The organism is Chitinophaga sancti, from assembly GCF_034424315.1.
Lineage (GTDB): Bacteria > Bacteroidota > Bacteroidia > Chitinophagales > Chitinophagaceae > Chitinophaga > Chitinophaga sancti.
In genome coordinates this window covers 8,111,183-8,135,711 of record NZ_CP139972.1, presented here as the reverse complement: position 1 = coordinate 8,135,711, position 24,529 = coordinate 8,111,183, and the positions used below count along the sequence as shown (strand labels likewise).

Genomic DNA, 24,529 nt, shown 5'->3' with positions numbered 1-24,529 from the left:
ATTTCTTAGGTATAGTTTATTAAATTTTACAGGTCTGGTGAGCCAACAAAAATGTTGTAATCTTCATAGGCAGCAGTAACTTTCAGCGTATTGCCTTCTTTATAAAAGAATGCTTTTTCATCATAACGCTTGTTATCAGGAGCAACCTCTTTATAATTACTTAAGCTGGCTTTTACCAGTGCATACTCCTCATATCCTTCCTGTAATTCATCCTTTTGCATATCCTCACTAATTAACATAGAAGTCTTCAGAATATATTCCATAGACAATATTCTTTGGGATACAGTATCTATGGCTATCGACAGTTGCTTGCACGGGCCGTCAGCAGGAAAGGCCAGGTGGATAACAATAATTTCCTTTTGATAACTAAAAGTGCTATTTGTGGCTGCACCCAGTAAATCGTTTATTGTTTCAAGTGGATTAGCAGAAGAAGGAACCTTACCAGTTGTTGCCAGGTACATCAGCTTATCCTCTTTGAAAAGCACAATAGTATACCGGCTATTTCGAATAGTTTCAGTTTGATCCACTGTACAGCGATAATTCTCACCATTCATTTCTACTTTCCCTTTTAAGCTATCCAGCAATATTCCCGGTTTATGTTCATTAGCATAGGCATAACTTATATCAAAACTGACAGGTCTTTGCTGGCTCTTTGCCTGTACTTGTCGAAAAATATTAAGCGCCTTTTTAATCGCTGCAGTATCCTGAGCAGTTGATGAAAAAGAAGCAAACAATACTGCTATTAATGTAATTAAGCATCTCATTGATAAATAAATTTTATCTGCCAGTATTCGCGTCTGCCATTTTTTAAACGAAACAGGTAGGACTGCCCCGTTTTAAGATCTAGTTTCTTCAGGTTTATTTTCACGTTATTCATTCCTGGCTCCAATGAAAGAGCTGCCGATTTTACAATGCTATGACCTGCATCTAACCTGATGAGTTCATAAATTACGCTTGCATCACCAGCATCATTGCTGTAGCCAAATTGTAATGTCTCGGAGCAAGTGACGGCTGATGCATCAAGTTCCTTTTTCAATTGAACATAGGCAGATGAATTCACCGCAATTTTTTCAGGAGCTACCCCTTTGACCTTAAATGTCCAGATATCAGTCTGTGCGGCAAACTGGTTATTGTTCCTGGCTGTTACCGTCCAGGCATAATTCTTTGCCGTATCCAGTGCAATTGCAGAGACAGGATAGTTTAGGAACTGATCCTTCAGATGCGTAGTGTGATATACGGGGATATTTGATTGCATTGCCTCAGCTGCAGACTGCCCCTTTCGCAGCTCTACCATAGTAAAATCATAATTCAGGTCACTAAAAATTGACAGGGGTGCTGGTGGCAGCCATGCGAACTGCGGCAGGTTTCCCTCTACCACACTTTGATCAGCCGGGTTATTCAACAGCGGCGGACTAACCGGTTCTACTGCAAATGGCAAACAATCTTCGGCAGCCAAAGAAGATGCATCACCAGATACCTGTATCACACTGTAGCATGCCATATAAGAACCTGCCATTAAAAGGCCGTTCGCATTTCTATCGGCAGAAGGTGAAAGGTATTCATATGTAATAGGCGCCAGATCTGCCACCTGCAATTGTTTGGCACCCCGGGCTATGTAGAAATTACGACTACTACCCGTAAGTACGGGTTGATTGGTTTGTGCATCGGTGATTCTAAGTTCAACATGTACCCATATGGATGAAGAAGAGGCAGAAACCAATAAAAGATTCCACAGCTGTGCCTTCTGCATAACTCCTGTAGGAGGTAACTGCACAGTCATGTTTATCTGCGCGCTTGCCTGAATGGATAGCATAGTAATAGCTATCAGGAGAAAACGTCTCATTTAAAATGTTTTAGTATAGGTGATACGTCCTGTATTGTTTGACACCAGCCGCTTCTCAGCTCCTGGGATAAATCCTTTATCAGCCATCAGTTCTATCTGCCCTACATATGGGATCATCACACGTGCTGTGCCTGAGTATCCAATATTTCTAAGGGCATAGACTGTCTGGTAACTATATTTCACTCCGCCACCAATATCCAGCCAGCTCCGGAACTTATACAGTATACTACCATCTGCACCATACAGATCATAGCTCCCGTTCATTGCTGCAGAACCTGTACCCTGGATCGTAAACTTACCGAGGAACATAGTATGGTTAAACAAAAGGTTTTTGGTATTGTAGTAGACAAAACTCGTATCATCCTGTTTGTTGTAGAACCGGTTATATGACAGTACAGAATTCATCATCACGCTATGGACCTTGTAAAAATGGCTGACAGTGCCCACCATGGTATAGAAGGTATTCTCCACATAAGTACCGTCACTAAGCTTTGTGAGCTGAGACGTGGGATAGTACCCTACACTTACTACAGGATAGTGCCGGATACGCAGCGTGGCCTGGATGCTTTTGAAAATAGTATTGCTTTTATACTCGGCTTGCTGGTACTGGCTGGAATAATCGTTCCTGCGTACAGATGCGGTTACCATTAATTGTTGTTTGAAGAACGGCTGATCTATGCGCACCGTCCACGCAATTTGTTTTGAGCCGGTTGTATAAAGGCTAAATGACTGGAAGCCAGCTCCCATTACCTTGTATACTCCGCTGAGTTTAGTACCTGTTTGGGGAATAAGTGAATTTGCGCTCAGCGAATATGCTTCGTTGTTATGATCTTTTAAACTAAACATATTGTGATCCGCTTTCTGATAATAAGGGAAGGATGACTTAGCCACCTCTCCTGTCAGATACAAGTACTTCGACAACTGCCAGCGCCCTTCTACTGCAATTCCCATAATGTGGTAATCAGGTGAGCTGCTGCCTCCGGAACCTGTATTCAGGTTATACAGCTGCTTCCTACCCATATAGTACGTCAAAAATAGATGGTTGCCTTCCTTCATTCCGTATCCGCCTCTTACCAATGCCAGGAATTGTCGCGGGGCGCCATTATTCACAACATAATTTCGAAAGCGATAATCAATCGTACCTCCTGCCACCGCTAAGTAATAGGAAGGATTGAATTCAGCTTGTATTCCCTGGATACTGATGCCCTTGGCTGTTAACTCCGAAAAATCCGCCATAGTACGACCTATCCCTACTGACCGGATAGCGAGCAAAGTTCTGTATCCTTTGGGTAGTACTGTATCTGGCAGGTTCATTTCCTTTAAGCGGGAGGAAAGCTCTTCGTTGTTTTTACTGCTCATCAGTTTCTCTATCATATCGCCTTTGAGATTACCAACCTGGACTTCGTGCGCATGGTAAGCACTATCCATTACGCCAAGGCGCTGACGGAGAGAATCAAGCTGGCGCATTCGGGTTTCATAAAGTGCCTCAAAACTGGTATCGCCAGGCATGCGGTTTAGCGAAGAATCTCTAACATGCCCTTTGTAACGCAGCAACATATTGACTGAAGGCAATTCCGGCATGGAAGGAATCTTAGGTAAAGAAGGCGTCTGCGGTAGTCCGCGGATAGAATCTACGCCTAAATCCGTTCGGGGCCGTTTTCCATAAAGTCTTTGTTCACGGGCTTCGACTAATCGTTGTAGTTGTGCTGGGGAAGATAACCACTCCTGCAAACGATAATATTCTAATGCCCTGTCATTCAGCTTACTTTTTTCGAGTTGCAATTGTTTTAACTGTTCCACTTGCAGTGCATCCCAATGCTGCAACCTGTCATATAACAAATTTCTGAAGTCACGGCTTGTATATTGCATATTCAGGCCCGTGATATTGCGGAACAGGGCTGAATTGCCTCTTGCTGTTGTAAACCCAACACGTACCGGATATTGATCTCTTATCGTAAAGTCGAGATAGGTTTGAACTGTGTGCTGATAAATATCTTTCTGCTGAAAGGGAGTATCAAGGCCGGATTGGTAGTAATAGTCATACATCACATTACCGTGCACCGTCAGGAACGGCTTTTGGGGTAAACGTGCCCGGACAGTTGTATCAAAGTGCTGGTTCCCGTGTAGAGGTACCAGGTTTACATTACCACCAGTATCAGTCGCTAATAAATAGACGACCTCACCGGATGATTGCCTGATACCACGTGGGAATGCAACGATTGGCCCTTTGCCGGGAGCACCGGGCAACGATGTACTACGCTGTAATTGCGCATAAGCAACCAGGCTTCCTGTGCTGAGGAAGAGTAATATTATGAATAGAGATTTCAACTTGTTATTTAACCAGTTGTGATTGGGAATACGAATTAAGGGTATTCGAGTTAAGTGATCATTCCTGAAAAATCAACTATGACATAGGTATTTTTTTAAAAAAACGGGTTGAGGATCTTCTCTGACAGATTAGGTTAAAATAAAATGTGGTGCAAAAGTAGAGAATAAATGAAGATTACAAAATCTAATTGAATTTAACAATAGAGCACATCCAATGGCTTTAGAGAGCTAATGCTACTTACCCGATTCTGTCCTCTCATTTAAGGATAATTTATCCATCATTATTTTTCAATACTGTATTATCTCGTCTTAGTACATTATTATTCTTATGATCCTCAATCAGGTATAAGGACTACTTTATCAGCGCATCTGTTACACGAACAATGACAACTTCTAAAGCAGCTATGCGAAGGTAATAGAATAAATAAAATCTTAACATTCTTTTGGCCTAAAAAATTAATGATAGTTGTCAATGATAAATAATCTTCAACAAACAGCATAAATGCAGCGTCCGCAAATGGTTAACTACCTCATTTCCTGATGAAAGCATTTCGCCGGTGCAAACCCACCCTTTACCGGCAATTCCATTCCCCTTTACCTAAACCTCCTTTCCCCCCTCTCCTCACGCCCCTACTTTTACACCATGAAAGCAAAACACATACTCATATCCGGCGCAAGTATCGCCGGCCCGGTGCTTGGCTGGTGGCTGAGCAAATACGGATGGCAGGTGACCATCGTGGAACAGGCCCCTACCATCAGAGCGGGTGGCTATGCGATTGATTTCAGGGGTACCGTACTGAAAGTACTGGAGAAAATGGACCTGCTCGATGATATCAAAAAACACGAGACCAGGACAGGCAAGGTGACCCTGGTCAATAAACATAATAAGAAGATCGCCCGCTTTCCCGATGGCTTCACCAGTGGAGAACTGGAGATCATGCGGGGTGATCTTGTGAAGATCCTGTACGATAAAACAAAAGACAACGTCAACTATATATTCAACGATTCCATCGCCACACTGAATGAAGACAAAGACGGTGTGCAGGTGACATTTAAACACCACGCTCCTGCACATTATGATTTAGTAGCAGGCGCGGATGGATTACATTCCAAAGTACGCGCGCTGGCCTTTGGGCATGAGCGGAAGTTTTCCTCATTTTTAGGTATATACATCGCCATCTTTACGGTTCCGAATTTTGCCAATGTCGGTATGGATGGACTTTACTATTCAGAACCCGGCAAGCGTGTAGGCATATTCGGGGCCAAAGATGGCAAAGAAGCAAAGGCCAGTTTCTACTTTAGCTCCGCCCCATTTTACTACGATCGGAAAGATACAGGCAAACAAAAAGCAATTATCAGGCAGGTATTTGAGAACACCCCCTGGCACGTGCCGCAGCTCCTGGAATATATGGATCAGTCAGACGATTTCTATTTTGATTCCGTGAGCCAGATTAAAATGGATCATTGGTCAAAAGGCAGGATAGCATTGATTGGAGATGCGGCACATTGCCCTTCGCCGATGACAGGAATGGGTACCAGTGCAGCGGTAATGGGAGCGTATATATTGGCAGGAGAACTGATGCAGCATGATTACCGGAAGGCCTTCAGTAATTACGAAACAGAGATGAGAGGATTTGCAGATAGCTGCCAGGGCATGGCGGATGGTGTAGATTGGTTTGTTCCCCGTACACGGTTTAAACATTGGATGAGTCAGCAGATGTGGAAGGTGCTGCCTTATACACCCTGGAAGAATATGATGATTGAAATGCCTACACGGGTAGCGAATTCAATTGAGATGAAGGAGTATCCACTTGTGCCAGTAGCTACAAATGAATCTGCAGCAGGGAACGCGCCTGTATCCGAAAATCTACCTGTCGAAAAAATTTTGATTAATAATACTCACCTACAAAATCAAGAAAAACTTGTTTCCCAAAATCAGTTTCACTGATATGCCCACCGTGAGATTTCTTAATTTACACCTTTCAGCATACTCATTCTGAACTAAATCCGGCATTGGATAAAAGCCCAACCCGTTTCCCAAAATCAGATTCCCCGATAGGACCATCATATTCCTTATTCCTAATAGGAGCGTCAAGCAGGTAAAAAGAGAAAAAATCATACCCTGTCTGATCCGGGCTCAAGGCTATTACATATCCGCCATCCTCCTTTCTCGTAAAAATAATATGATGACATTTAATTCTTTCCAGTTTCGCTCCTAAAACACGAAGTCTTTCAAACGTCCAACCCATATAGGCAAGCGCAGGCTCAAGTGCAGGTGATGTAAGCGTTTCATTTAAATTACCTAATACCTCCGGAACAGAATCCAGTCCAACATAAAAGCTGACCGTTCCCCTACCGTCATCCAAACCAAACTCAATTGTCTTTAATTTCTCCTGGTTGGTATTATATAAAAAGAAAGTCTCCAGGTCCAAAAATGCTTTTTCATTTTCCGTAAAAAGCTTTATCATCTTTTTCCGGGCAAACATTTTCGGAATGGAGCCTTCAATAATAATCACGAGACTTACAACTATCAGCGCGACTATCAGCAGTGTAATTTTTTTGATCATTCAGTGAGATCACTTTTCGTTGCTAACAGGTGATGCTTACTGATTAAATCTTCCATGCTAACAGGATATCTTTTGACAGCCGATACAATCTGACCATCCTGTATCCAATAAGTCTCCCCCCAACCATGTGAGAACAAGTCATTTGTTATCATGTAATTAAACGTATCCTTCTCATCATTATCCAAAATGAATAATTCAATATCCGGGAATTCAGCAAGGGAGTTTACCAGGAGCGATTTTGCAGCCCTGGCAAAACTGCTCCAGCCGGCATAGATTAAGAGAACACAAGTATTATGTGTCGCTTCTTTGAAAGAAAAATCGTTGAAGAAAGTATTAGGTCGGTCGGTGAACATCCCATTCTGATTGATGCTGTTTGTATCCGGCTTCATTGGATGAAAATTTTAAAGATTCCTTTATCGGGATTACAAGAAATACATAAAATGTCCAAAAGGACAGGTAACAGGATTTTAATTTTCATGAAACAGGTATTTAACAGAGAAAAGTCTCTTTAATCATGACTAGAGGAATGCGGGGCAAAATTAGAGAATAAAAGGAGATTAAAAAATGATTGTGGTTCTAATAAAGGTTAATTAAACGACTCCCTGAACTCCACAGGCGACATATTCGTCTTCGCCTTAAAAAACTTCCTGAACGACTGTGGATGTTCAAATCCTAACTCATAGGCCACTTCATTTACGGATAAACCAGTAGTCGAAAGCTTCTGCTTTGCAATGTTGATCAATTTGTTCTGTATATGTTGTTGAGTGCTTTGCCCGGTGAGATTCTTCAGCAGACTACTCAGGTAATTAGGGGAAATATTTAATCTTTCCGAGATGAGCTGTACGGAAGGAATGCCATCGGCGAACAAACCTTCACTGGCAAGCAATGCTTCCAATTTTTCCAATACCTGGTGATTGGTAATTTTCCTGGTGATGAATTGACGGTTATAAAACCGGTCCGCGTAGTTCAGGAGTGTTTCGATATGAGAGACGATGATCTGCTGCGTGAATTTATCAATATTGCTATTGTATTCGTGCCGGATATTCTGGATGATATTTATTATAGTGGCCTCTTCCTTCTCAGACAGGAAGAGCGCTTCGTTAGTAGCATACCCAAAATATTCGTATTGTTTGATGTTTTTTGACAAGGCTGTATTCCAGAAAAAATCCGGGTGGAGGAGTAACATCCATCCGGATCTTTTAGCCTGCTCCTCTCCCAGGGGCACCGGCACTTCGATATTGAAGACCTGACCAGGAGCAATGAAATACATGATACCTTCATCATAATCATATTTCTGCTGTCCGTACCTGAATTTCACCACCACGTCTCGCTTGAGGGAGATGGAGTAATAGTCAAGCATCCAGTTGATATGATTATTTTCCGGAGACAGAATGACATCTGCATAGTTCACCACGCTGATCAACGGATGTGCAGGCGGCTGTAGCCCGCGAATGCGGTGGAATTCAGCAATAGTGGTGATACGATGTAATTCTTTCTCTTTCATAATTGCAGGATATTAATGTTACCAGGCTACTTCTCCTTCCTGGCGGAAAAACTGTCCGCTTGGCCCATCTTCTCCGATCGTAGCCAGGCGAACAATAGGCAATGCCCCCTCTGCGGCAGTTTTAGGACCAGTGAAATTGTTCAGATCAGTGGCCGTAAAACCAGGTGTTACACTATTAATTTTGAAATTACGTAATTCCTGTGAAAGGTTGATGGTGAATGTATTCAGGGCTGTCTTAGTAGCACTGTATGCGTGGTAATTATCCCAGTGTACAGCGCGGTCCCTGCTGGTTTGCATAGCAAGGGAACCAAGTTCACTGGAGACATTTACGATAACAGGCAATGGCGCTTTCTTCAATAAAGGCAGGAATGCCTGGGTGGTCTGGATGACACCGAAATAGTTTGTATTGAAGGTGCTTTTTAGGGCTGCAATATCACAGGCGGAAATGTTTTGCATTTTCGGACCGGAGGTAGCGGCATTATTGATCAATATATCCAGTGAAGGTACTTTTGCAGCTGCCTGTTGCACAGAAGCAAGGTCCGCAACATCGATCTGCAGAAATTCGATATTACTTAAGCCTTCGGATTTTAAGCGATTGATAGCGGCAGTGCCGTTCTGTTCGTCACGACAACCAAGGTAGACGTAATAGCCGAGTTGAGCCATTTGCTTTGCAATTTCAAAGCCGATGCCCTTGTTGGCACCAGTAACAAGTACATGTTTCATGATGGGCGATTTTGATAAGGCAAAGGTCCTGTATCAGCAGAACTTTGCTATCGCCGTGTCTATGATTATTGAAGCCAAATCTCCTTTTTATTGATTTTTGGGAACGGTAGGTCTGAAGGAATATAATAGCGCAAGCTCGCAAACAGCTAACAAGCCTGCAATGAAACGAAAGGTGTGTTTATCAAATATGACATAGCCAATGAGGCTCAGGAGCAAAGGAAGGAGTAATACTAAACGATTAGATGAATAACCGGTGAGCCTGATGACAATTGTGAGACATAACCATAGAAGGGTATAGAAAAACCAGCCAGCCATGATGAGTAAAATCAAATCCCGGGCGTCCTGACCCGCCAGATTTATGAAGAGCAAGCTCCAGATGATGGACAACACAAAATAAATAGCGAAAGATTTCCAATTCATAACTAAAGTTATTCGATATAAACGTCAGCACCTATCATTTAATTATCAACCAACAATTATCCCCTGCATTCTTCCAATTTTTTTTAAATTCATTGCTTACGAATTTATCTTCCGAAAAATGAACCACATCTACTTAATTGTTTTTACCTTGTCTTAACTCTCTCCCGGAAACCGCATCCCGCTCCCATCGCTTTTGAATATGATACAGCATCGAGTAATATGGTGCCAGCACCAATGCGATAATTCCCAGGTAATACCCATACCCATTTCCGTATACATAGTCGACCACCGACATTAAAGTCCAGTATACCAGTACTCCCCAGTTAAACCGGATCGCCCATTTCCATTCCATCCACAGGGAAAGGAGCATTGTCACAAGGACAGCAGCTCCTAAAAAGCTTCTGGCCAGCATAATTGTAATCCTTACATCACTCACGCCAAACAAGTCCTGCTCTACATAAAAATGGATCATCTTATACATATAATAAGACTGGCCAAAAACCTGGTAAATACCATAAATAGAGAAGAGTACCAAATAGATCTTAAGGAAAAGTGGCATCAGTGCAAAACGGCGAATCTTTAATCCGGTACCAAAGGAGTCATCAAATATGGTAGTTTGCTCTGTCATACATTATCTTAGGGTGAAGAAGCTCTCTGAATTTAACGCATTTATTGCAAAGAACGTACACGCACAAGGGCCTGATGCTAAATTATATTTTGGGTTTGATATAAACCCTTCTTCCTGAATGCAATAGACTTCATTTCCCATTTAAAGATCTGATGGCTGCGGGTATCTGTGGTCAAAGTTGAAGTTTAGTTATTCCCTGGAATAAAAGCGAACGGAATCAATCCGGGTATATTCACGCAAAGACCGGAAATTATCAATTTCCTGTTCAGTAGGTGTTTTTTTAAAATAATAAACACTATTCATAACAAAAAAAACCGGCTCCCAAAAAAGAAGCCGGTCACTTATCATTTTATAATACAGATTTCCTTTTTTTCACTACATGCGTCGCATCCTTCTGGATCATGATCTCCAGCAGCTCATACCCCCCATTCGGTTTCCTGTGCGCAAACTCTCTCTCCTGTTGCATTACCGGGCTAGCCCAGAATAAATTCACCTTATCGCCATACATCTCCGGCACCTCAAATGCCTCACCATTGTACAAAGCAGATGACAGGATCATACTCTCATAAGGCTCCGGCAATTTTGAAGAACCGATTGTATGCCCCTCTCCCAGCCAGCTGATATGCCGCCATGGAATATCTGCCATCGTGGCTATACTATCCGCCATCTTCATGATCTCCTCTTCTGAGAATTCACTTTTATCTACTGCCAGTGCCAATTCCATTCTCCTATATGCCGCTGATGTATCATTGTATAAATAAGACACCCATGGCATCGGACGAATACTTGCACCCATCGTCAGGAAATATACAATATTATCCTTCTCAAATTTCCCCATCGCCATTGGCGGCCATTCATTATTATCCATGGCAAAATACTGCAGCATCTTTCCAAACTGCGCTTCATAACAATTGATAAAACTTTCCTGGATCTGCGGCCATGCGGGTTCGTCCACACTACTCCATTGATTTCTGAATGCAACGGCTTCCCCTACACGCGCATACTGCAGGTTAGACTCAGCATCACCCAATGGCAATACCAGGAAATCATCTCCTTCCACGCCAATACAATCTGCCGCATAAGATACCGCTTCATCCACATACAGGCTCCATCCAGGAATCACACCCAGTATTTCACCATCATATAACACAGCGGCGCCATCATCTTCAGGCAGCCATACAATCTCTAATAACTCCGCTTTCAGCGGTTCCTTCCCATCCGGATGATTACAGTATTTAGCCTGTAACATAGGTGCCGTACCATTATGCATGGCCGCTACGTCCTTTACCTCCGGGGCAGGTGCCAAATTGCGCAGCCAGCAGGCGCGCATTTTATATTTCTTACTCTGTAATTCTGCCGGGAACAGGTAAAAATAAGCTGTACGATCATCCTGCTCTACCGCTGCATACAAGGTATGCCTTCCATTCGGCTGTTCTATCAATGTCTGAGGTTCCATGTTCATAATCGCAATTTATATACTTATCTCCAAACGCGTCACATTTGGTGTATGGATAGGCTTTTTCATTATACAGATTTATTATTTGGCGAGCCAAAAATCATCTCATTACAATCAAAGAGGAGCATTTAAATAATTTACCGTACCTTCGCATTACTTTTATTCTCTTCCTCTACAGGCTTGCGAGTAAGGCGGGTAACGTATCAAACTTGCATTGATAGCCTTACCAAAAATATTTATCATTAAAAATATACGATTTTGTCATTTGATCAATTGAGGCTCATTGAGCCCGTGCTGAAGGCGTTGAAGGACGAAGGTTACACTGAGCCAACCCCTATACAGCAACAATCTATTCCATATGTATTGGACAAAAGAGACCTGTTAGGCTGTGCCCAGACCGGTACCGGTAAGACTGCCGCTTTTGCCATTCCATTGTTGCAACTGCTGGCTGAAACTACGCCTGCCGTTCAGAAAGGACCCAGACCCATCCGCGCATTAATCCTCACCCCTACCCGCGAACTCGCGATACAGATCCAGGAAAGCCTCCAGGCTTATGGTAAATACCTCCCCCTGAAACATCAGGTGATCTTTGGTGGCGTATCTCAGGTACCACAGGTTGAAACCCTGCGCAGAGGGGTGGATATTTTAGTTGCAACCCCTGGTCGTTTGCTCGACCTCATTAGTCAGAATATTGTCACACTCAGGGATATTAAATTCTTTGTACTGGATGAAGCTGACCGTATGCTGGATATGGGTTTTGTACACGATGTACAACGCGTGATCATCAAGCTGCCTACAGACAGACAGACCTTGTTCTTCTCCGCGACCATGCCGCCAGAAATTCAGAAACTGGCTGCTATGATCCTGAAAAATCCTGCAAAGGTGGAAGTAACCCCGGTTTCTTCTACTGCTGAAACCATTACGCAATCAGTATATTATGTAAAGAAGAACGATAAACGTCACCTCTTACAACATATCCTGCAAGATGATGCCATCAAAACACTGCTCGTTTTTGCCCGTACCAAACATGGTGCTGACAGAGTGGTGAAAGACCTGGTTCGCGTAGGGATCCCTGCCGAAGCAATCCATGGCAATAAATCACAGAACGCCAGACAACGTGCACTGAATAATTTCAAATCACGTCAGACACGCGTACTGGTTGCTACTGATATTGCAGCAAGAGGGATCGATATTGATGAACTCACACACGTGGTGAACTTCGAACTGCCGAATGTACCAGAAACCTATGTACACAGAATTGGCCGTACCGGCCGTGCTGGTGCAAATGGTATCGCAATCTCCTTCTGTGAAGAAGAAGAAAAACCATTCCTGAAGGATATTCTGAAACTGATCAACAGGGAAATTCCTGTTGTGAAAGATCAACCCTTCCATGATGCACTGGTAGGCATGGAAGCTGTAAGAGCTCCTATGCAACAGAACAGGCCTAAAAAGAAACCACAAGGCGGTGGTGGTGGATTCCACAGGAACAGGCAAGGAAGTGTAAACGCGCCTAAGAAGCACAAACCAAGGCCACAACAGGCTGCGAGATAATTATATTTTCTGAGGTTCGCAATGCGCGGACCTCAGAAATATTTTTCTAACGTTAACCCATATGTAAATAACAAGTTCTCCCTCCCCGTTCGCGTTACTTTATTATACGTCATCGATGCTGTAATTGCCAGCCACTTTCGCAGGTTAAATGCGATACTATTCACCGATTTCAGGTTGTAATCACTGATATCAGTAATATCCGGCTGAAAAAACTGCGTACCATCTATCGTGATCATATTCGCAAATACAAACTTGTACGACACACGGAATGAATTACGCACCGCATCGTATACATCATGTATCGTATCTTCTATAAACAAATCTCCTTTCTCCCAGATAAACCCATCACTCACGGAGAGATACGCCGTCTTCCTGTCCAGGAAATTATAAGCAATACCCGCGCCCACCTGGAAACGATCATTAATCTTCAGTGAAAAACTTTTATCGTAGTTCGCCAATCCCCAATAATAAATTTGTCTCACGGCACGGAATAGACTGAAGTCAAGCGAAGAAGAGAAATCATTGTTCGTCAGTTCCCTGTTAGACTCTCCATACACCCAGCTGCCCGAACCATTCATGACAATCTTTTTCTTGCTCACACCTACTTTGAACATATTACTAAGCAGGTATGCATTCACATCGTTTGTCTTGTTGATAGAGCCTGTAGATGCGAACTTGCCGTAGTAATGTACCGAATCGCTGAACTGTGCAAAAGCAGTACCGCATAAAAATATGGTGAATATCGTGAGGATGATACGTTTCATAAAACGATGCCTCAGGCACAATTAACATGCCTAAAATCAATTTCTTATATTAATCCTATGCGTTGTGAATGTGCGATAGCCTCTTCGCTGTGTTCGAAATAACAAACTGCAATTCCCTTATCCTGCATAGCCTGCACCACCTCGCTGGTGGCGATCGCCTTGCTGTTACGTACTTTGCGCAGGTACACTGCTATGATCTGCGCACCAAAGTGGTCGACCAATGCCTTGTAAATATTGGGATCCTCCTGCGTATCATCGCCCAGTAATATGAATCGCATATCTGGATAATGCTTGAGAATACGGGTAATACGGGTAAACTTCGTCTTATGCTTGTTTTGCCCGCTCTTCAATAATTGACTTAATGGTTTTAACTGGTTCAATAAAAATACACCATCCGGCAAGCCATTGAAACGGATGAATTCCCTGATATATGCATACAGGTTCCATTCACTGCTGGAAACATAAAAGAATGGATTATTACCCAGACTTAATAACTGGTAATGCCTGACTACACCTTTGAATGGTTTCCTTGTGCGGGCATTGCGGGTAAACAATACCTGGAGGCGTTTAAAAATCTTTGCAGAATGAGAAACTAAAAAGGTATCATCAATATCTGAGATGCATCCATATTGTGTGCGATGTGGAATAATAACTACACCGGTAGCGGAGGAGGACGCCACATCTGCCATCCTTACCACCACCTCGTACCTCCCTGCTGCCGGCATGGCGACAGGCTGCCATTGCAGGTGAAAGAAGCCATCTTTCTCCGTTATAGCAGTGACCGGCATTCCCTCCCATTCCAGCATTACCTTAATACCGGCCAGGGGCTTTACCCAAAACAAACGCAACAGGGCAAACATATTGACGAGAAAGAAGCGGCTATAGCGCGTAACAGGTCGCGGACCTATGGCAAGTACATGACCATAGATTTCAAGGTATTCTGCCCCACCAAAACCATTGTAAACCCTGATGTGAGGGCAGCCCTCCATACCCATCCAATGTAGAAATTTATTCCATGCTGTCATTCAGGCGCTGATTTTGTATTAAAAGGATACAAATAGCAACCTATGCGGCTACTCTTTGTGATCAATCCAGTTTCGGGCGGCAAAAAGAAGGCCGATCACGCCACATTGATCAGGAATTTTTTTAAAGACCGGACTGAAACGATTGAAATTTGCATATTCGGCGGCCCAGCCTCCGGGCAGGAGCTGAAAAAGAGCATCCGGCACTGGCACCCGGATCGCGTAGTGGCCGTAGGGGGTGATGGCACCGTGAAGGCAGTAGCAGAACAGTTACTCCACACCCGGATACCGATGGGCATTATTCCTGCCGGCTCTGCTAATGGCATGGCCGCGGAATTGTCTATTCCTGAAAACTTTGAACAGGCCATGCAGATCATCCTGGATGGAAAGGTACAGACAATTGATGCCATTCGCATCAATGAAAACGAGATCTGTATACACCTGGGAGATCTGGGGCTCAATGCGCTGCTGGTCAGGAACTTTGAACAGGGCGGGATTCGTGGTAAACTGGGCTATGCACTCTCTTCATTTAAAACACTCTGGCAAAGGCAATCCCTGCAGGTGCAGATCCGGAATGCACAGGTTTCGCTAACAAGAGTAGCATTTATGATCGTGCTGGCAAATGCGCGAAGATATGGCACAGGTGTAAGTATCAACCCCGATGGCAATCTCAGCGACGGCTTGTTTGAAGTAGTGATTATCAGGCGGCTTTCAATACTGGAATTGCTAAAGATGATCAGGCGATTCAAACCTTTCGATCCGAGAAAAACAGAAGTGATACAGGCTGACCAGGTAACAATATTAACTAAAAGAAAGGCGCATTTCCAGGTAGATGGTGAATACCTGGGCAAGGTAAAAACTGTGAAAGCAGCGATCATGGCCCAATGTTTATTAGTGTTAATACCCGCATAAGGCCCCAAAATTACCACTCTTCAAATTACACCCGTATCAGGCAAAATACTACATGCATTTCTTCAGTCCGCTCTCTATTTTGTTCCGTATAAATCAATTTTATGCGGCGATTATTTTTAGCCCTGGCACTATTGGCGGGAAACGCCCTCTTTGCACAGGATGGATATGTTTTTAAAGAAGGCCTGATGAGCGGCCCCTGTCATCAATATGGCAGAACAGCTTTGTTCACGGATCAATTAGCTTATGCCTTCAGCAACGGTTCATTGCAGGCACCTACCAATGGCAGCAATTCATTCGACGGTGAGCACTGGCAAACCGTTACTGCCGGTGAAGACGGCGCTTTCTCCGGAAAAGCATTGACCAATGGCTACATTTATGTAACCTACAATTCTCCTAAAGCACAAACGGCCATCTTAAACATTGCCGGCCACTCGATGGTGTATGTAAACGGTGTACCACATGCCGGTGATATGTATCGTTATGGATGGATGTTTACACCTGTTCAACTGAAACAGGGTGTGAATGAATTCTACATCCGTACCATGAAGGGCTGGGGCAGACAAGGCCTGCGTGCAAAATTAACTTTCCCTGCACAACCTGTTTATCTCAGCGTCGCTGATTCTACCATGCCCTTTATCGTAAAAGGCAAAGATAACAGTGGTCTCTGGGCTGCAGTTGTCGTGATCAATACTTCGGACAAAGCCCTGAAAGGCCTGCAGATAAAGGCTACCGTACAGGGAAAAACACTGACCACTACCCTGCCAGATATAGCGCCACTGGCTACACGTAAAGTTGGTTTTATGATGGATGCTTCTGCCGCTGCCAGCGATCATAACAGCGTAGCATTAGCACTGAGCAGTCAGAACAAAGTGATCGATCATAAAGAAATGGCACTGAAAACCGTGAATGCCAGTGAGCATTACAGCAGTACTTTCGTAAGTGGTATTGATGGCAGTGTGCAATACTATGCCATCTCTCCGCAACTAAATCCTGGTGGTAAGGCTCCTGCGTTGTTCCTCTCCGTACATGGTGCAGAAGTTCAGGCCATCAACCAGGCCAACGCCTATAAATACAAAGACTGGGGTGTATTGGCAGCACCAACCAACAGAAGGCCACGCGGTTTTAACTGGGAAGACTGGGGCAGACTCGATGCAATGGAAGTGCTGAACATCGCCACACAGGAATTTAAACCAGACCCTGAAAGGATCTACCTGACAGGGCATTCCATGGGAGGTCATGGTACCTGGATTTTAGGTGCTACCTTCCCTGGTAAATGGGCAGCGATTGCGCCTTGTTCCGGTTATCCTACTTTAATGGGCTATGGTTCTGCCGATGGGCTGATCCCTGATTCACCAAAGAATAATACCGAAGAGATCCTGTTGAGAGCCAGCAATCCAAGCAATACTTTCAAATTAGCGAATAACTATAAAGCAGGCGGTGTATACATCTTGCATGGTGACAGTGATCGTGTAGTATCTGTAGACTATGCAAGGCAAATGAAAAAGATCCTGGCAAATTTCCATCCTGATTTCAGTTATTATGAATATCCGGGCGGCGAACATTGGTATGGAGATACCTGTGTAGACTGGGGTCCTTTATTCTCTTATTTCAAATGGCATACAATTCCTGCGGATAGTAGTGTAAAGGAGATAGACTTCACCACGGCGAGTACTGCCATCTCTTCCAAATATCATTGGGTACAGGTATTACAGCAACAACATGCACTGGCATACAGTCGTGTGAAATTACGCCGTACAGGTAATAACGTTAGTGGTACGACAGAAAATGTACAGGTGCTGGCTTTGGACCTGAAAGATTTTGGAGCAGGAGACATTGTGCTGGATGGACAAACCATTAAATATAATGGTGGTGAAAAAGTTTTGTACCTGCAACATGGTGCACAGTGGAGCATCGGCAAGGCCCCTGCAGATACAGATAAAGGTATTGTAAGAAATGGTACGCTGAAAGAAGCATTCAATCACCGGATGGTATTTGTATATGGTACAATTGGTACTGCTGAGGAAAATGCCTGGTCATTGAATAAGGCGCGATACGATGCGGAAACCTGGTATTACAGGGGCAATGGTGCTGTAGACATCGTAGCTGACAAGGATTTCAAAGCAGGCGATTATGCTGACAGAGGTGTGATCATTTATGGCAATGCGACAACTAATAAAGCCTATTCTTTGCTGATGAAAAATTCACCGGTGCAAATGAGCAGGGGAAAGATCTCTGTGGGTGATAAGAATTATACCGGCGATGCGCTGGCGGGATATTTTATGTACCCGAGAATGGATAGTAAGATTGCTGCAGTAGCGGTAATTGGTGGTACGGGTTTGAAAGGAATGCGTGCTGCGGAAGCGAACCAGTATTTTGCGGGCGGAAGTGGATTCCCGGATTATATGATCTTCTCTGTGGAGTTATTAAAAGGAAAAGAAACGGAAGTGAAGACAGCAGGATTTTATGATAATGAGTGGAAGCTAAGTGCGAAGGATGAAATCAGTAATTAAATAAAGAGCGGCCTGGTTGGGCCGCTCTTTACAATTTCTTAAATTCCCACAGTCGCCCGATTCCATCTACCGGCATGCAGGATACTGATAGCGTATTCCCGGGTATCTCCCATCTCATATCTTTCATTTGATTATCCGGTGACATAAACAACTGCAGGGCTTCATTATTAATATGCTCCTTATTCTCCGCACTATTAATCAATTGCCCCATCACAGCAGATAAAACATGAGGAGGCTGCTCTCCGGATCGCTCCAGTTGCAAAAGACTTGCAGCAGCCGCATTCACCCAACCGGAATGTCCATCATTCCCAATGAACACGATTGCCTGTGGCATAGCATGCATGATAGCTGTAAAGCGCAACATAGTACCGCTCAGCACGCGCTGGTTATAAGATTGCTGTAAGATCTCCCTCAGGCGCCCCTGGATAATCTCCAGTGACTCCCTTGCCGGGGCATCAAAAATCTGCGGTTCACTCCATCCAAACAGGATCACTCCATTCACACCATGCGCTTTTACAGGCAATATAACGGCCGAAGAAAGCGCCTGCAGCAAATCATCAAAGGGGTTTCTTTCAGGTATCTGTGCCCAGTATATTGCCTTAAAATGATGCTGCTCCAGCAATGCGATGATCGGACCCGGGTTCAGGATCAGATCATTCAGGTATGACGGGCTCGCTGCTTTTACCTTGGCGGTATAAGCATCCTCAAAATCCAGTAGCAGGGAGCTATAGGCCCCAAACAATTCCCGCAGCAGGGATATACTGAAGGGAATGAATGAAGTACTATCCCTGTTCCTGTCCCAATCACTCGTCTGACTGATAAATGTAAGCGCAGTTCTTTCCCAGCGTGTCACTGTAAATAGCTGTTTATATAAAGGACTTAATAATACTGATCACTTCTTCCGGTGCACTCACATGGGGGAAATGCCCTTCGGTATCCACGGTAGCCAGCTGACTGTTAAGAATATGCTGATGCATATAGGCTCCTACTACCTTCGGCACTGCCGGATCTTCTGTGGTTTGCACAATCATAGCAGGGATGCTGGATTTACCCAGATCACTCCGGTGATCCATCTCAAAGATAGCTTTTGCCACAGACAATGCAATATCTGCCCGGATAGAGGATAAGCTTTTGGCAAAACTGGCTGCCAGCTCAGGTCTGTCGTGGTTCTGCACCACCAGTTGGGCAAAGCCGCTTGCCCAGGCATAGTAATTTGTGCTCATAGCGTGGTACAGTTGCTCCAGGGCTTCCATGTTAAACCCGCCTATATAGCCACTTTCAGGCTCGTTCAGGTAGCGGGGGCTGCTACCCAGCAGTACCAGTTTATTAAAATAAGATGGATATTTAATAGCGGAGAGCAGGCCTATCATCCCGTTCACAGAATGGCCTACATATATTATATCCGACAGTTGCAGCTCCCGAAGCAGGTCGCCCAGATCCGTTACATAACCCTGTATACTGCTATAGCGGGATGGACTAAAGGCATTGATATCTGCCTTGCCACCACCCACATTGTCGAAGAGCACAATCTTATAATCTGCTTCAAAAGCCTTTACCAGGGGTTCAAATGCTGTTTGGTCTGAGCCAAAGCCATGGCCGAAGATGATGGTTTGCGCAGCGTCGGCTTTACCACGAATGTGAACGTTATTCTTCTCCTTAACTGTGTGCATATATAATAACGGGGGGTTATATCCGGTTAGCTAAAATAAGGAATTAAATGGTTAAACAACTTTACCTGCTTTGAGGAATTCCACTACAAAATGTGTAAAAAAGCCAATAGTGCTAATTGCTAAAACCCTGTTAAATCGCATGGCATAGTTTATGTTTTTTAGGGTGCAGAGTCAACTTATATTTTCAATTTTAAAAAAAAGACCGAATATGACTATGCTGAATCATGCCAGCAGCCGTTTGTTAGCCGCTTTCGCACTTGCAGGACTTGTAACTTTTTCTTCCTGTAGCAAAGATGACAACGATACTGCGATTGAACCGGATGCAACTGTTAAGATTGTGAATGTATTCCCCGATGCAGGTAATGTGAATGTATACAAAGGTGACAGTAAGATCAATTCTTCTGTTATTGATTACAACACTGCTACTGCTTATCTGAGTGTTGCCAATGGCGAAGCAACCTACGACTTCAAAAATGCGCTGTCCGGTAACACAGTATTATCACTGCCGGTAAAGTTTGAAGGTGGTAATTATTCCCTGTTCACGACTGGTAAAACCAGTGATAACAGTGCAACAGGAATCCTGACGAAAGACAACCTGGATGCACCTGCTTCAGGTAAAGCGAAGATCCGCTTTGTACATGCTTCTACCAATTTAGGTGCGGTAAATTTCTTTGTAAGCGACAGCTTGTTATTCAACAACAACGCTTATAAATCTGTGAGTGAATTCAAAGAGATGGCAGCAGGTACATATACCCTGAAACTGTCTGACGCTACAAGTGGTACAGCAGTCGTAACAAAGAGTGATGTAGTGCTCACCGCAGGAAAAATCTATACTGTGGCGGCGATTGGCCTGGTGGGGAACAATGTGCTGACTGAACAGCCTCTATCTGTTAGTGTGATGGAGAATAAATAAGCGCGCATGCAATGAGACACAAAAAAAGCTCACGCCATAAGCGTGAGCTTTTTTTTATAGGTTGGAAAAATTAATTCCATGTCAGGTCAAAGCTGCTACCACCAGTGACAGTGAATACAGCCTTTTTGTTACCCTTATATACGATCTGACCTTCGTAGCTGAAAGATTTACCAGCAGCATTTGTACCGCTAATCTTTAATTTAGCTGTACCGGATACGATCTGTAATGTTGATTTACTAACAGTTACATCTGCTGCTGTATAATCAATTACACTGTAGAAAGATTGAGTAGAAGCATCCTTGGAAACCAGGCCAGCTCTGTTTTTAAATGTCTGGTTGAATACCCATGGTTTGCTGTCGTCGCTCAGACCAGTGATATCGAAATTAGCAGTTGAAGTATCAGCTACAGACATCTTTTTATCTGTATAAACAGTCTTACCACCAAAATCGAAATGGAATGCCTGGAAATTCTTATTCGCATCACATTTCAGTTGGAAATCGTAAGTGTAGTTGATGCTCAGATAAGGAACGGTATTAGGTTCTGTTGCAAACTTGATTTCGCCATTGTCACTATAACCGCAATCATCGGTAGTTACTTTTGCAGCTTTACGTGTAGCGATGTACATAGAAGCAGTTTGTGCAGCCTGTTCTGTTTGCGCAACAACACCACCGTTAGTTACCGCGGTATTCACTGCAGCGGCTACTTCTGCCTGGCTTACAGCTGGTGCGCTGCTTTCTTTGTCATCCTTTTTACAGGCTGGTGCAAATACAGAAATACCTGCTGCTACACACAGGAAATACAGGGCAGTTTTACTGCGCAACAAGGGGTTGCTCGTTCTTTTCATAGATGAATTTTGTTTAGTTTAGAATATAGGAAAAAGGAGTTTGTTGTTATTGTTCCCCCCCTTTTTCGAATGCTAATATATATTAAAACATTAATATAAACGAATGATGTAAATCCTTTATTGTGGCTGTGAATAAATAACTGCTTATCAGTCATCAATAAAAAAGCCTCCACCAAAAGGCGGAGGCTGATTGTATACTGTTGTCACAAATTTCTATTATTTGATCCAGGACACGGTGTACTTCGTATCGTTCAGCACCAGGGAAGCGGCATCATTTCCTGAGAAGGTCAGATAACCTGACAATGTAAATGATTTACCACCGGAGCCTTCTCCATGGATACTTACAGTCGCCGTACCGGAAGCTATTTTCAGTGTAGTCTTGTTCAGGTACATATTGGTAGACTTGATAGTTACCGTACTGGTAAACTTGTGCATCTTGCCAATTTTTGACTGCTGCGTACCTACACGGGAATAATTCAATGTCATTTTGTACATGGCACTATCTTCCAGGTTAGTAACCGTGATTTTGTTAGTCACGCTATCTTCTGATGACATACGGGGAAGATCATAGAGCGCTTTACCTGCAATATTTATATCAAACACAGAAGGTACTTTCTCTGTACAATTCAGGAGCCAGTTAACGCTCAGGCCATAACTCCAGACATATTTGGTGGCAGTATCAGCACTGGCACCCGTCAGGTTTTTGCTATGGGGAATATTGCACTGATCGGCAAATCTGCCTGTTGCAGCAGCGTTCTTTACATCATTTACAATACCGGAAGATAAATTGGTCACACTAATAACACCACCACTTTGGGTAGTGAAGGTCTGACTAACGGCTTCAACCATTTCTTCAGTAGAAATAGTACCATCATCTTCATCTTTCTTACAGGAAGATACTATTAAGGCCATACCCGAGATCAATGCAAGGGAAAGCGCCATTTTACGAACGTGCCATGACTGACGGTGTGTTTTCATAGAATCACAATTTATAGGGAATGAAAAATAGGTAGTGCTAGTTAGTATAAATTTTCTTCATATAAAAGCAATTGAACGAATTAAAATAGAAATATTTTATACTATACGTAACACTGTTTTGCAAATGATTGAGAATCACACATTCATCCAGTTCTTGAATTCAGGTACACGGGCCTTGCTGATCAGGATCTGTTCTTTGGCGGCCGGATGCACTTTCAGGGCCAGCCGGCCATTGAAATAAAAATCAACCTCCTGAATAGCACTGCGTTGTACAATAAACTGCCGGTTGGCCCTGAAAAATACCGCAGGGTCCAGCTGTTGTTGCAACTGTTCCATGGTAAAGTCAATGATGTACTGCTTATTGTCAGTCGTACCGGCATACACCAGTTCATTGGCAGTATAAAACCAGGCAATGCTGGCGGCCGTGAGGGGAATGAGCTTATCCCGGTTGTGTACAAGAAAGGACTGTTTGTATGTTTTAAATTGTGCGGCCAGTTGTTGAATATTGGCTGGCTCGCGCAACTGCTTAAATTTCTGTAAGCTTTGTTTCAGTTCACTTTCATCGAAAGGCTTAAGAATATAATCTATCCCGTTTGCCTTAAATGCCTGCAGGGCATAATCATCGTAAGCCGTGATGAAGATAACAGGAAGCGTGACATTCACCTGGCTGAAGATCTCGAAAGAAAGGCCATCACTGAGCCGCACATCCATGAACAGGAGTTCGCATTGCTGCATATTGTTATTGAGCCAGGTTACGGATTCAGCTATACCGGGAAGAATAGTGAGCACTTCCACTTCCGGCGCAATATCCTGGAGCATGTGCCGCAGATTGCGGGCAGTGGCTGGTTCGTCTTCTATGATCGCTACACGTAATGCCATAAGTATTTATTGCAGGGGTAGTTTTACGATGAATGCTGTACTTGTTTTGTTGATACTGATCTCCTGCTGAAGGAGGATCTTATATCTTTCATTCAGATTTGCTAAACCTATACCTGTACCGGGTTCAGGAAAGTGAACGGGCTGCAGGTTGTTTTTTACTATCAAATATTTTTCCTGCAGGGAAATTTCCAGAACCAGGGGTAATTTGTTGTGCTTGACAGCATTTTCTACCAAAGGCTGTAGTGACATATGGGGAAGGCGGCGATGCTGCTGATCTTCCGGAATGTCTATTATCAATTGAAAACCCTCTTCATGCCGCATTTTCAGGAGAGCTGCATAGGAATTGACCGCGCTGATCTCCTCCTTTAAATCAACCAAACCCGTATCTTCCTTTTGCAATGAATAGCGGAAAAAACGGGAGAGCTGGTTGATATAATACTGTGCCTTTGCAGGGTCTTCACGCACTACCCCGGAGAGACTGCTGAGGGCATTGAAAAAGAAATGTGGCTGGAGCTGGCCTTTCAGTAAACCCAGTTCAGCCTTGAGGTGAGCGTTGCGCAGCCGGTCATTTTCCAGTTCCTTCTGACGGGCTTGCCGCAGAATATCCACAATCCGTACCTCTATCAATACTAAAATAACGGTAAGGATCAGCTTAATCCCTAAACCACGCCCCGGCAGGAAATAGCCCGCACCATAAAGATTCTTCTGAATCGTGAGACCGATGGTAAAAAAGATCATGAGAACGATAAGATTCACTAAATGCGTGAATACTTTAGTGATCTTCAGCGTGTCACTAATGAAGAAAATAATAAAACAAAAGATAAGGTTCAAACACGTTTGGAAAATAACTTCAGACAGGTTGAAGGGAACGAAATGCGCTAAAGGTGTATTTTCTCTCAGCGTAAAGAGCTTGGGAATATTAAGTGCCAGGGTAATAAAGAGAGAACTGTATATGTAGAGTTGTCGTTTCATTGAGCACAAATTTGCAGCATGGATGATTTAAAATTATAGAAATAA

The 24,529-nt window shown here is 43.6% G+C and carries 23 protein-coding genes; 5 read left to right on the top strand and 18 right to left on the bottom strand.

The genetic code is table 11. The features are described from left to right. Positions 1-26: 26 nt before the first annotated feature. The 3 genes from U0033_RS32045 to U0033_RS32035 are packed head-to-tail and all read right to left on the bottom strand — an operon-like array spanning position 27 to position 4,171. Complete coding sequence (locus U0033_RS32045; protein WP_072363098.1) at positions 27-764, bottom strand: hypothetical protein; 738 nt, start codon at positions 762-764, stop codon at positions 27-29. Further along, entirely contained in the window at positions 761-1,843 is a 1,083-nt protein-coding gene (locus U0033_RS32040) for a hypothetical protein (RefSeq protein ID WP_072363099.1), read from the bottom strand. The genes U0033_RS32045 and U0033_RS32040 overlap by 4 nt, the downstream gene beginning before the upstream one ends. Then, positions 1,844-4,171, bottom strand: coding sequence for a hypothetical protein (locus tag U0033_RS32035; RefSeq protein ID WP_143150800.1), 2,328 nt, complete (start codon positions 4,169-4,171; stop codon positions 1,844-1,846). Positions 4,172-4,814: 643 nt separating this feature from the next. On the opposite strand from U0033_RS32035, the gene U0033_RS32030 reads away from it, so the two are divergent. Further along, positions 4,815-6,119 (top strand): FAD-dependent monooxygenase, encoded by a 1,305-nt coding sequence (locus U0033_RS32030; protein WP_072363101.1) that lies wholly within the window; start codon positions 4,815-4,817, stop codon positions 6,117-6,119. A gap of 43 nt (positions 6,120-6,162) precedes the next feature. On the opposite strand, the gene U0033_RS32025 is transcribed toward U0033_RS32030, so the two are convergent. The 7 genes from U0033_RS32025 to U0033_RS31995 form a co-directional block, all read right to left on the bottom strand. After that, positions 6,163-6,738, bottom strand: coding sequence for a hypothetical protein (locus U0033_RS32025; RefSeq protein WP_072363102.1), 576 nt, complete (start codon positions 6,736-6,738; stop codon positions 6,163-6,165). Then, positions 6,735-7,127 carry a hypothetical protein gene (locus U0033_RS32020; protein WP_072363103.1) on the bottom strand — a complete coding sequence of 131 codons (393 nt, stop codon included), beginning with the start codon at positions 7,125-7,127 and terminating at the stop codon, positions 6,735-6,737. Before U0033_RS32020 ends, U0033_RS32025 begins: the two co-directional genes overlap by 4 nt. A gap of 197 nt (positions 7,128-7,324) precedes the next feature. Further along, positions 7,325-8,242: a helix-turn-helix domain-containing protein gene (locus tag U0033_RS32015; RefSeq protein WP_072363104.1), complete on the bottom strand. Its 918-nt coding sequence runs from the start codon at positions 8,240-8,242 to the stop codon at positions 7,325-7,327. Between the two features lie 18 nt (positions 8,243-8,260). Further along, positions 8,261-8,965, bottom strand: coding sequence for an SDR family NAD(P)-dependent oxidoreductase (locus tag U0033_RS32010; protein WP_072363105.1), 705 nt, complete (start codon positions 8,963-8,965; stop codon positions 8,261-8,263). An 87-nt stretch (positions 8,966-9,052) separates the two neighbouring features. Next, positions 9,053-9,385, bottom strand: a complete 333-nt coding sequence (locus U0033_RS32005) for a hypothetical protein (protein WP_072363106.1) — start codon at positions 9,383-9,385, stop codon at positions 9,053-9,055. A gap of 133 nt (positions 9,386-9,518) precedes the next feature. Beyond that, a complete protein-coding gene (locus U0033_RS32000) occupies positions 9,519-10,013 on the bottom strand; it encodes a hypothetical protein (RefSeq protein ID WP_072363107.1) in 495 nt (164 codons plus the stop codon). A 349-nt stretch (positions 10,014-10,362) separates the two neighbouring features. After that, positions 10,363-11,475, bottom strand: coding sequence for a suppressor of fused domain protein (locus tag U0033_RS31995; protein WP_072363108.1), 1,113 nt, complete (start codon positions 11,473-11,475; stop codon positions 10,363-10,365). Positions 11,476-11,727: 252 nt separating this feature from the next. On the opposite strand from U0033_RS31995, the gene U0033_RS31990 reads away from it, so the two are divergent. After that, a complete protein-coding gene (locus U0033_RS31990; RefSeq protein WP_072363109.1) occupies positions 11,728-13,020 on the top strand; it encodes a DEAD/DEAH box helicase in 1,293 nt (430 codons plus the stop codon). A gap of 32 nt (positions 13,021-13,052) precedes the next feature. On the opposite strand, the gene U0033_RS31985 is transcribed toward U0033_RS31990, so the two are convergent. Continuing rightward, positions 13,053-13,784 carry a DUF481 domain-containing protein gene (locus tag U0033_RS31985; protein ID WP_072363110.1) on the bottom strand — a complete coding sequence of 244 codons (732 nt, stop codon included), beginning with the start codon at positions 13,782-13,784 and terminating at the stop codon, positions 13,053-13,055. A gap of 44 nt (positions 13,785-13,828) precedes the next feature. Continuing rightward, positions 13,829-14,809 carry an App1 family protein gene (locus U0033_RS31980; RefSeq protein WP_072363111.1) on the bottom strand — a complete coding sequence of 327 codons (981 nt, stop codon included), beginning with the start codon at positions 14,807-14,809 and terminating at the stop codon, positions 13,829-13,831. A 42-nt stretch (positions 14,810-14,851) separates the two neighbouring features. On the opposite strand from U0033_RS31980, the gene U0033_RS31975 reads away from it, so the two are divergent. Both U0033_RS31975 and U0033_RS31970 read left to right on the top strand, forming a co-directional pair. Next, positions 14,852-15,718 carry a diacylglycerol/lipid kinase family protein gene (locus U0033_RS31975; RefSeq protein ID WP_072363112.1) on the top strand — a complete coding sequence of 289 codons (867 nt, stop codon included), beginning with the start codon at positions 14,852-14,854 and terminating at the stop codon, positions 15,716-15,718. Between the two features lie 101 nt (positions 15,719-15,819). Next, positions 15,820-18,228, top strand: coding sequence for a carboxylesterase family protein (locus tag U0033_RS31970; RefSeq protein WP_072363113.1), 2,409 nt, complete (start codon positions 15,820-15,822; stop codon positions 18,226-18,228). 28 nt (positions 18,229-18,256) lie between these two features. On the opposite strand, the gene U0033_RS31965 is transcribed toward U0033_RS31970, so the two are convergent. Then, positions 18,257-19,081 carry a hypothetical protein gene (locus U0033_RS31965; RefSeq protein ID WP_072363114.1) on the bottom strand — a complete coding sequence of 275 codons (825 nt, stop codon included), beginning with the start codon at positions 19,079-19,081 and terminating at the stop codon, positions 18,257-18,259. Between the two features lie 13 nt (positions 19,082-19,094). Further along, on the bottom strand, positions 19,095-19,898 hold the full coding sequence (locus U0033_RS31960; protein ID WP_072363115.1) for an alpha/beta fold hydrolase: 804 nt from the start codon (positions 19,896-19,898) through the stop codon (positions 19,095-19,097). Between the two features lie 208 nt (positions 19,899-20,106). On the opposite strand from U0033_RS31960, the gene U0033_RS31955 reads away from it, so the two are divergent. Next, positions 20,107-20,811: a DUF4397 domain-containing protein gene (locus U0033_RS31955; RefSeq protein ID WP_072363116.1), complete on the top strand. Its 705-nt coding sequence runs from the start codon at positions 20,107-20,109 to the stop codon at positions 20,809-20,811. 70 nt (positions 20,812-20,881) lie between these two features. Here U0033_RS31955 and U0033_RS31950 read toward each other — a convergent pair whose 3' ends face one another. The 4 genes from U0033_RS31950 to U0033_RS31935 form a co-directional block, all read right to left on the bottom strand. Continuing rightward, positions 20,882-21,655: a hypothetical protein gene (locus U0033_RS31950; RefSeq protein ID WP_072363117.1), complete on the bottom strand. Its 774-nt coding sequence runs from the start codon at positions 21,653-21,655 to the stop codon at positions 20,882-20,884. Positions 21,656-21,871: 216 nt separating this feature from the next. Next, positions 21,872-22,633, bottom strand: a complete 762-nt coding sequence (locus U0033_RS31945; protein WP_072363118.1) for a hypothetical protein — start codon at positions 22,631-22,633, stop codon at positions 21,872-21,874. 135 nt (positions 22,634-22,768) lie between these two features. Then, on the bottom strand, positions 22,769-23,512 hold the full coding sequence (locus tag U0033_RS31940; protein ID WP_072363119.1) for a LytR/AlgR family response regulator transcription factor: 744 nt from the start codon (positions 23,510-23,512) through the stop codon (positions 22,769-22,771). A gap of 6 nt (positions 23,513-23,518) precedes the next feature. After that, positions 23,519-24,484 carry a sensor histidine kinase gene (locus tag U0033_RS31935; protein ID WP_072363120.1) on the bottom strand — a complete coding sequence of 322 codons (966 nt, stop codon included), beginning with the start codon at positions 24,482-24,484 and terminating at the stop codon, positions 23,519-23,521. Positions 24,485-24,529: the final 45 nt, after the last annotated feature.